Raw genomic sequence first — 2956 nt, forward strand, 5'->3', positions numbered from 1 at the left:
CCGGGCCGCGTAGTGGACGGCCGCCGTCTCGTCGTCGTCGAAGAGGTGCCCGGCGCGCAGGGCGAGGGCGACGCCGTGGACCCGGTTCCGGGTCAGCAGCGGCACCGAGAGGGTGGCCAGGCCCGTGCCCCTGCCGGGTGTGAAGGAGGCGGTGATGGGGTGGCCCGCGTCCAGGGCGCGCACGGAGACGTTCTCGCGCGGGCCCTTCCCCAGGCTGTCCAGGAGGTCGCGCCGGCCGGCCACGGCGGCCGGCCGCAGGGACTCGCCCGGTTCGCGGCGGCCCTCCTGCGAGCCGTAGAGGTCGACGGTCGCGGAGTCGCACACCTCCTCGACCAGGAACGCGGCGAGTTCGGCCGCCGTCCTGCGGTCGTCGAGGGTCGTGCCGATCGCGGAGAGCGCCCGCTCCGCCCGTACGAAGCGGTCCGCGGCAGCGCTCCCGGGGCCCGACACCAGGTCGCCGTCCACGACCACCCCTTTCTGCCACCGTGCGTCCTCATCCCAGCACTGCGCGAGGGCGTCGGCGGGGAGCGACCCGCGGTGGCGGACGGGACCGGAGCGGATTCCCGCCGGGGTGAGGGGTGGTGCGCAGTGCGGCGGTGCGACCCCTCGCCGGTTTCACGAAGTCCTGGCATCGAAGTCCTGACATCATGGCCAACGACCCCCTGGCCGTGGCCGGACGTCGACGAGAAGTGAGGGCAGCGTGGCAGAGACCGAGGGACCGGCGGTGCCCGAGCGGCTGCTGATCACCCGTACCACGGCCGACGACGGCACCCGTGTCGTGGCCGTCGTGGGAGAGGTCGACCTCGACGGCAGCGCGCGGTTCCGCGACACGCTGCTGTCCTGCCTGGAGGGCGCGCCCGGCACGGTGGTCGACCTCAGTGGTGTGACCTTCATGGACTCCAGCGGCATCAACGCCCTCATCACCGCCCACCAGGTTGCCCGGGCGGGCGGCACCCGGCTGCGGCTGGCCGCACCGCAGGAGGCGGTGCTGCGGGTGCTGCAGCTCGTCGGCGTGGACACGCTCATACCGTGCTACGCCGGTCTCGACGCGGCCCTCTCCGCCTGACCCGCCGTGAGGTGCCGGCCGGGTCGGGCCGTCCTGTACACCTGCCGGGTGTTGGGGCGCGGCGCCGGCCGGTGGCGGGCGGCGGGTCCCTCGGCGAAGGCGCGCAGCAGGTTCTCGGTGGTCCGGGTGACGAAGACGCGGGTGCGGGCGTCCATGCCGTGGTCGCGGCCGCCCTCCGGGGTGCCGGCCATCAGCGCCTCCACCCAGCGCATGGTGCCGGTGGCGAAGACGCCCGCCCCGCCGGGCGCCGTGTAGTACGCCGAGTCGCTGTGGCTGCGGTCGCCCGCGCACACCAGCGGCGAGTGGGCGGTGATCTCCAGCGGTTCGGGGACGGGCGCGCCCGGGGTGACCCGGTCGTACTCCACTCCGACCAGGTGGTCGAAGCTCTCGCCGGGGCGGACGCCCGTGCCCTCGTACAGCCAGTGGTCCGCCGCGTGCACGACGTGGGGCGCGTCCACCGGGTAGCCCTCGTAGAGCACTCCGGTGAGGGACGACTCGGGATCGGCGGCCGGTCCCTGGCGGAAGTCGGTGGTGACCAGGGCGGGCCGGGAGGGGTAGCAGGGATCGCTCCGGTAGGAGGACTTGTAGCAGACGACGGTCCGCTCGGCGCCCGGTTCTCCGTCCTCCAGACGGATCCGGCGGTAGCAGGTGTTGGCGCCGAGGAAGGCCACGTTGGTGCCCGCGTCCCGGGCCGCGGTGACGTGCCCCCGCTGCTGGGGCGTCCAGTACTCGTCGTGGCCCAGGCAGATCAGCGCGGTGGCTCCGCGCAGCACCCCGGGGTCGTGGTGCAGGTCGGTGCCGGTGGTGTACGCCAGGGGCAGGCCGAGGCGTTCGGCGAGGACCACGGCCGCCCACTCGTACACCAGGAACTTCTCGGCGCCGTTCGCGTCGTAGGGCCGGTCGAAGCTGACGGCGAGGGAGCGGGTGCGGTAGGCGCCGGAGGCGCCGTTGTAGAGGCTGGCACCGCCCCACCGGTTGTATGCCTGCCAGGTGGCCGGGGCGTGCAGGAGTACGGTGCGGCCGGCGCCGTGCGTGGAGCGCACGATCAGCGGGACGTACCGCTGGTGGCCGTGGTCGGCGTCGAGGCGTAGCAGGTAGGCGCCCTCGGGCCAGCCCTCGGTGCCGAGGGTGAGGGTGCGGGGCCAGTCCGCGCGGACGGTGCGGGTGGCGGACGGCGTGCGGGAGGCGGGGTGCACGCGTCCGCGCACCGGTTCGGAGCGCCAGACCAGCCGGGCGCCCCTCCCGCCGTACCAGCCGACGCGGTAGGCGGAGACGCGGAAGGAGGACGCCGTGGTCGACACGTGCAGGCCGCACTCCTGGCCCGGGGTGACACTCACCCGGTCGGTGTAACCGGCCACCGCGTCCGGCGGGCCGAGGGAACCGACCCGCCAGTCGTGGGCGCCGGACCGGTCCCGCTCCGCCTCCGGGCGGTGGCTGTCCGCGGCACGGGGCGGCCGACGGGCGGCCGTGTGGGCGCAGGCGGCCGTGCCGAGGCCGGCGCAGGCGCACAGGCCGAGGAAACTCCTGCGGCCGGGGCCGTGTCCCCGGCTCTCCCCGGCGGGCTTCTGTGACTCGTGCGGATTCACATGGCCTCCCTGGGTGTGGAGTGGTCCTCCCCGCGGGGGTTCATGGCGTGCCTTCGGCGAAGGTAGCGGCTGCGGCGGTGGGCCGCACGGGCGGCGGGCACCGAGCGTGACGGCTCCGCGGGCACGGCTGCGGGGCCGTCACGGACCCCGACGGTCCCGACGGCCCCGCGAGAGGGTGGGTCCTTGTGCGGCCGGACCTCAGCCGGTCTTGCCGCGGCCGGACAGCGCGTCCCGGATCCGGTCGACCATTCCGGCGCCGGGTGCGAGGAGCTTCTGCGCGGTCGGCGTGTGCGGTGTGGCGGGG

At 75.2% G+C, this 2956-nt stretch carries 2 protein-coding genes and 2 pseudogenes; 1 reads left to right on the forward strand and 3 read right to left on the reverse strand.

Annotated elements, in window-relative coordinates; all coding sequences use genetic code 11:
- Nucleotides 1–465 (reverse strand): annotated as a pseudogene (locus RH94_RS44420) (PP2C family protein-serine/threonine phosphatase); the annotation flags it as partial.
- Between the two features lie 235 nt (nt 466–700).
- Here RH94_RS44420 and RH94_RS24105 point away from each other — a divergent pair.
- The gene (locus tag RH94_RS24105; protein ID WP_073949874.1) at nt 701–1066 is read left to right on the forward strand and encodes an STAS domain-containing protein; all 366 of its coding nucleotides are present in this window, start codon (nt 701–703) and stop codon (nt 1064–1066) included.
- Here the strand turns inward: RH94_RS24105 and RH94_RS24110 are convergent.
- Together RH94_RS24110 and RH94_RS44425 are read right to left on the reverse strand one after the other, a co-directional pair.
- Nucleotides 1033–2652, reverse strand: coding sequence for a N,N-dimethylformamidase beta subunit family domain-containing protein (locus tag RH94_RS24110; RefSeq protein ID WP_234425998.1), 1620 nt, complete (start codon nt 2650–2652; stop codon nt 1033–1035). The genes RH94_RS24105 and RH94_RS24110 overlap by 34 nt on opposite strands.
- Before the next feature lie 198 nt (nt 2653–2850).
- Nucleotides 2851–2956: pseudogene (locus RH94_RS44425) on the reverse strand (hemerythrin domain-containing protein); the annotation flags it as partial.

The organism is Streptomyces kebangsaanensis, from assembly GCF_001906585.1.
Classification (GTDB): Bacteria; Actinomycetota; Actinomycetes; order Streptomycetales; family Streptomycetaceae; genus Streptomyces; species Streptomyces kebangsaanensis.